The 6,423-nt window shown below is 72.6% G+C and carries 5 protein-coding genes; all 5 read left to right on the forward strand.

Translation table 11 applies throughout. The features are described 5' to 3' along the window. A partial coding sequence (locus D471_RS36985) for an Rv3235 family protein (protein ID WP_017602062.1) occupies positions 1-403 on the forward strand: 403 nt, incomplete at its 5' end. Between the two features lie 340 nt (positions 404-743). After that, on the forward strand, positions 744-2,642 hold the full coding sequence (locus tag D471_RS0130180) for a S9 family peptidase (RefSeq protein ID WP_017602063.1): 1,899 nt from the start codon (positions 744-746) through the stop codon (positions 2,640-2,642). 486 nt (positions 2,643-3,128) lie between these two features. Beyond that, entirely contained in the window at positions 3,129-4,139 is a 1,011-nt protein-coding gene (locus D471_RS0130185; RefSeq protein WP_026128236.1) for a C40 family peptidase, read from the forward strand. Positions 4,140-4,375: 236 nt separating this feature from the next. Then, positions 4,376-4,552, forward strand: a complete 177-nt coding sequence (locus D471_RS40555; RefSeq protein WP_017602065.1) for a hypothetical protein — start codon at positions 4,376-4,378, stop codon at positions 4,550-4,552. 189 nt (positions 4,553-4,741) lie between these two features. Next, positions 4,742-6,340, forward strand: coding sequence for a glycosyltransferase family 2 protein (locus D471_RS36990; protein ID WP_017602066.1), 1,599 nt, complete (start codon positions 4,742-4,744; stop codon positions 6,338-6,340). Positions 6,341-6,423 lie beyond the last annotated feature (83 nt).

Raw genomic sequence — 6,423 nt, forward strand, 5'->3', positions numbered from 1 at the left:
CAGGACCCCGTTCCGCCGACCGCGCACGGGACGGTGCGGTGCCCCGCTCCAGGGCCACCGCACCCCGGGCGACGTGTACCACCTGGCACAGCGGATGGCGGAGGTCCTGGTGGGCCGCCGCGCCCCGGAGGTGATGCGCGACCAGTTGGCCGCCCCGGTCCGGGAGGAGCTGCGCCGGTTGCGCGGCAGCGTGCCGTGCGGGGTCGCACCCAGGCTGGGGCGCGTCTTCCACCAGGCCCATCCGCCCGCCTCGCTGGAGGTCAGCGCCGTGATCGCCTGTGACCGACGGGCACGGGCGTTCGCCTTCCGCGCCGACCGCGCGGGCGGCCGGTGGGTGTGCACCCGCCTGGAGACCGACCGCGTGCACGGTTCGTTGGCCCGGTCCCGGCAGACCCCGGGGTGACCGGAGCCCGCGGGGAAACGGTCACCGTGCGGCGACCACGCCGCGCGGTGACCGCGCAGCGCGTGGTGGGCGGTCTCACTCCGATGGCGCGTCCGCACGGATCAGCGGACCTTGTGTCCTGGATTTACCGGGGGAGGCGCGGATAGGGTCCCCCTGGGTCGGTTCCTCCCAGACCGGTGGGGATCGGCCCGTCCGGATGGCGGTCCCGTCCCACCCGCTCGGGATACGACCACCCCTCCGTCGTGCCAGCCACGCGGTGCCCCCGGACAACGGACCCGCCGCCAAGGAAAAGGAGGGGCCGTCCGGCTCACCCCCGTGCCGGGACGGCCGAAACCGGCGTATGCGACCTTCCGACATCGTCCACCTGCACAGCATCAGCGCCCCCACGCTCTCGCCGGACGGCACGCGCGCCGTCTTCTCCGTGATCCGGCCGGATCTGGAGGAGGACGCCTACACCGGCGCCCTGTGGTCGGTGCCCACCGACGGTTCCGTGCCGCCCCGCCAGCTCACCCGCGGTGTGAGGGACGACGCGCCAACCTGGTCCCCCGACGGTAGGTGGATCGCCTTCCTGCGCTTGGACGACGACAAGAGGGCCCAACTCCACGTACTGCCCGCCGACGGCGGCGAGCCCTGGAAGGTGACCGACCACCCGCTCGGCGTCTCCGGCGCGCGCTGGAGCCCGGACTCCGGCCGCCTGGCCTACACCGCGCGCGTTCCCGAGCCCGGGCGGTACGCGGGCGTCGAACCCGGCAAGGAGCCGCCCCGCAGGATCACCGGCCTCAAGTACCGCGACGACGGCCTGGGCTTCACGAACGACCGCCGCTCCCAGGTGTTCGTCACCGCGCCGATCGACCCCTCCGGCGAGCCGGGCGAGCCGGTCCGGGTCACCGACGCCGACGCCGAGCACGGCGCCCCCGCGTGGAGTCCGGACGGCTCCCTGCTGGTCTTCTCCGCCGCGCGGCACGACACCCGCGACACCGACCTGGTCGAGGACGTGTGGGTGTGCGCCCCCGAGGCGGGCGCCGCGCCCCGCCGCGTCACCTCGGGAGACCTGTGCGCCGCGTCCCCCCGCTTCTCCGCTGACGGAGCCACGGTCTACTTCCTCGCCGACGTGCTCGGCCCGGACCTGAACGACTTCGTCGGTCAGACCACGGGTGTGTGGTCGGCCCCGACGGACGGTTCGGCGCCCCCCACCCGGCTCACCCCGGAAGAGGGGCCGCGCGCGACCGGGAAACTCCAGGTGACCGATGAGGGCCTGGTGGCGCTGGTCGAGAACCGGGGCGCGGTGCACCTGGTCCGGGTGCCCTTCGAGGGCGGTGAGCCGATCACCCTGGTCGGCGGCGCGGTGCAGGCCCAGTCCTTCGACCGCCGGGGCGGTGTGACCGTCGCGGTGGTGGCCGACGGCGCGGGCAGCGGCGAGCTGGTGCGCGTGGCCGAGGACGGCGAGCAGGACCTGACCTCCTTCGCCGAGGGGCTGGACCCCCGGCCGATGACCGAGCTGACCGCCCACACCTCCGACGGCTATCCCGTGCACGGCTGGGTGACCCTACCGGAGGGGGAGGGGCCGCATCCGGTCGTGCTCATGATCCACGGCGGTCCGTTCGCGCAGTACGGCTGGCAGCTCTTCGACGAGACCCAGGTCTACGCCGAGGCCGGGTACGCGGTGGTCATGTGCAACCCGCGCGGTTCGTCCGGTTACGGGCACGAGCACGGCCGGGCGATCATCGGCTCCGTCGGCTCGGTCACCGCCACGGACGTGCTCGCCTTCCTCGACGAGGCGCTGCGCGACGAACGCCTGGACGCCGCGCGCGTGGGCGTCATGGGCGGCTCGCACGGCGGCTTCATGACGACCTGGATCGCCGCGCACCACGGTGACCGGTTCAAGGCCGCGATCACCGAACGCGCCGTCAACGCGATCGAGAGCTTCCACGGTTCCTCCGACATCGGCTCCTTCTTCCCCGGCCCCCTGTACGGTCCGCCGGAGACGTGGGCGAAGGAGAGCCCGCTCACCTACGCCGACCAGATCGACCTGCCCGTCCTGATCATCCACTCGGAGGAGGACTGGCGCTGTCCGGTGGAGCAGGCCCAGCGTCTGTTCGTCTCGCTGCGCACCCGGGGACACGAGGCCGAGATGCTGCTCTTCCCGGGGGAGGGGCACGAACTGTCGCGCTCCGGACTGCCCAGCCACCGGGTCGCCCGCTTCGAGGCGATCCTCGACTGGTGGTCGCGGCACCTCTGACCAGGCAAGGGGGGCGGGTCCTACGATCCGCCCCCTTCCCGGAGCCGGTGTGAGACATGTCACTCGGGATGGCGGCGCCCATCCGGGGTTGGAGGTCAACGCGCGCCGCGCCCGCGACGCGAGGTCCCCGGCATGGGCGGCGATCCGACCGCCTGAGGGGGCATGTGCGCAGGTCAAGTGGGTTGCCCAAGGGAAGGTAACGAACGGGTAGCGAATCCTTTCATGATGGTTTAGTGTTCCCATCAAGCCGGAACGCCCGAGTGATCCCCACAAGGGGGACAGTGTCCGGTTTCCGTTGCACTCTGCTCGCTCGCAGTCCTCTTTCCCACGAGCAGAGGCCGCCGCAGTAACACCCGGCCCACCTCCCTCGGCCCCTTCGTGCCGACGCCGGATCCCTCGCCCACGCAGAGCCACACGCCCGATCCGGGCGTGCCCTCGGTGCTGCCCGGCGGCGGTAGACGGGTGTGGGAGAAAGGCAGTCATCCCTTGACTCGCAACCCGGAACCCCGTGTGCGCGGACGGTACCGACTCGCGACGGTCGGATGCGCGGCCGCCGGTGCCGTGCTGCTCTCGTCCGGCACAGCCCTGGCCGATACCTCCCAGGAGGAGGCCCAGGACCGTTACGAGCAGCTCCAGCGTGAGCTCTCGGAGCTGAACGAGGCCTACAACCAGGCCGAACAGGACCACGAGGCCGCCCAGGCCGAGCTGGAGGACGTCGAGGAACGGCTGGCCCGGGCCCAGGAGGACCTGGAGGAGATGTCCGGCGACGTCGTCCACATCGCCCAGGCCGCCTACACAGGGGGGACCCACAGCCTCCTCGGAGTGCTCTTCGACGGCACGCCGGACGACGCGCTCCAAAGCGTCGCCGACCTGGACTACCTGTCCGCCGGCCAGCAGGTCGTCCTCGCCGACTACGTCACCGAGGTCGAACGCGCCGAGGACCTGCACGAGGAAGCGGAGGAGGCCGAGGCGGCCGCGGCCGAGGCCCTGGAGGAGGCCGAGGCCGCCCAGGTCGACGGCGAGGCCGCGCTCGAGGAGCAGGCCGAGGTCCTGGCGGACCTGGGCGGAGTGGACCCGACCTCGGGTCCGGCCGCTGGCGCGGACGCCGCCGGGGCCGCGCCCGTCGCCGTCTCCGGCGATGTGCAGGCGGTTCTGGACTTCGCCCGCGCCCAGATCGGCAAGTCCTACGAGTGGGGCGCCACCGGTCCGGACTCCTACGACTGCTCTGGCCTGGTCCAGGCGGCGTGGGCTCAGGCGGGAGTCAACCTGCCGCGGACCACCTACGACCAGGTCAACGCTGGCACGCGGATCTCCCGCGATGAGGTGCAGCCCGGTGACCTGCTGTTCTTCTACGACGAGTCGGCGCCCAGCCACGTGGGGATCTACTCGGGCAACGGGAACATGATCCACGGCTCCAACCCGTCCAAGCCGCTTGAGGAAGTCGCCCTCGCCGACTACTGGGACGGTGTGTTCACCGTCGCGGTACGCGTCGGCTAGGCGGTGTTTTCGGGTCCTCCGCTGCGCTTCGGACCGTGTTCGGGCGCCCGGAAGACAGGGATTCTTCCTCCTCGTCCTCGCCTGCCGCTCGTTCCTCGCTCGCGGCTCGACTCGTCGTGCAGAACCCTGTCGGCGCCTGAACGACACCCGGTGCCCGGGGCGGCTCGCCGCCCCGGGCACCGGTGTGTTCGCCTCAGCCGTTCCGCCCCACGACGAGCCCGCGTATTCTGTCGTGAATGGGACGTCTTCTACTCAAGATCGGCGCGGGCCTGGCGGCTGTGCTCGTGTTCTTCTGGCTGCTTTCCATCGTGGTCGGCGTGCTGGTGTGGGGCCTGATGATCGCTCTGGTCGTCGGTGTGGTCTGGCTCGGGATCAGGATGCTCAAGACCGACGCGGGCGGTTCCGCGCGCTGACGCCCCGCCAGCCCCGCGCGCCGCGCCCGAGGGGGTCGGCGCGTGCCCGCGCCGGGATCGGCGGACACGACCGATTCGTAACACATCGGTGATCGGCGTTCCGCGGTGGGGAATCATGGCTATAGTGACTCTGTGTCACCGAATAAGCACGTAGCGTCTCATGTCGACGGGGTCTCCCACCGAGGCCGTGTGGAACGGGTGCGTACCCGCGTCTTCCGCAACGACTGGAGTGCGCTGACGCCGCCGCCCCTCGGCGAGTGGGCCCCCGACCTGCGCGTCAGCGTCGTCATTCCGGCACGGGGCGGACAGCGCCGACTCGACCTCACACTGGCCTCCCTGGCCGTGCAGACCTACCCCGACCGCCTCCTGGAGGTCGTGGTCGTCGACATCCACACCGCGCCGCCCCTCCGGCTGCCCACCGTCCGCCCCCAGCACTGCCGTCTCGTGCGCGCGCCCGAGGGCGTCTGGGGCGCGGGTTACGCACGTGCCCTCGGAGCCCACACCAGCACCGGTGACATCCTGGTCTGGATGGACGCCGACATGGTCGTCTGCCCCGAGTTCGTCGAGGCGCAGGCCCGCTGGCACCACACCCACGCCGAGGCCGTCACCCTCGGCCGCGTCCGCTTCGCCGACACGGGGCCGACCGATCCCGCCGACGTGATCGCGCGCGCCCGCACCCGGACCCTGCACGACACCCTGGAGACCGGCCGCCACCACGAGTGGGTCGAACACATCCTGCGTGACAGCGCGGACCTGCGAGACGCCGACCACCTGGGCTTCCACGCCTACGTCGGCGCCGCCGCGGGCCTGCGGCGCAGCCTGTACGAGGCCGCCGGAGGCGTCGACCCCGACCTCGACCTGGGACAGGACACCGAGTTCGGCTACCGGCTCTGGCAGGCGGGCGCCGTCATGGTCCCGGAGAGAGCCGCCACCGCCTGGCACGTCGGCCGCGCCACCACCGCGCGCACCCGCCTGCCCTCCGAGCGCTTCCGCACCGAGGTGCTCGCCGAACTCATGCCCCACCCCCACGCCTACCGCGAACCCCTGCCCGCCCACCGCCGGCGCGTCCCCCTCGTACACGCCGTCGTCGACGTCTCCGGCGCCCCCTACGACCTGGTGCGCGGTTGCGTCGACCGCATCCTGGACAGCGCGGAGACCGACCTGGGCCTGACCCTGGTCGCCGACTGGGAGGGCGCGGGCTCCGAAGCCGCCCACCTGTGCGGCCCCCATCTGGATCTGCGCCTGGTCCAGGCCAACTATCTGCGCGAGCCCCGTGTCTCCTTCGCCACCTCCGTGCCCCGTACCGGGTTCCCCTCGCCCTTCCTGCTGCGGGTGCCCGTCGCCTGGGGGCTGGGTCAGGTGGCGATCTCACGCATGCTGGCCAGCGCCGAACGCGCCCGTGCCGGGGTCACCGAACTGTTCCCCGCGACCTCGCCCACCCGTGACGCGGGGGTCCGGCTCTGGCGGACCCGCGCGCTCGCCCGGGCCCTGCGGGTCCGCCGGGACGAGGAGGACCTGGGCGACGTGGTCGCCGAACTCCACGGGCGCTACCGCATCCACGCGGGAGAGGAGACCCTCACCGACCTGTCGCTCTACCGGTCGGTCCCACCGCCACCGCGACCGTCCCCCGACTCCCGCCCGCCGCTCGCCGACGGCGCCGCCACCGGGGACACCGCGTGCCCGGAGCACGAACCGGAGCGCGCCCCCGAACCGCGTGGACCCCGGCGGTTCGGGGCGTGGCTGCGCACCCTGCGGGGGCGGCAGGGCCGCCCCGGGGACCACGGATAGGGCCTGTCTCCTGGAACGGTCATCCGAGGGGGTCGCCGCCTAGTGCTGTGGCCGGAAACGTTCGCCCGGGTGCTCTCACGCCG

The organism is Nocardiopsis lucentensis DSM 44048, assembly GCF_000341125.1.
GTDB lineage: Bacteria > Actinomycetota > Actinomycetes > Streptosporangiales > Streptosporangiaceae > Nocardiopsis > Nocardiopsis lucentensis.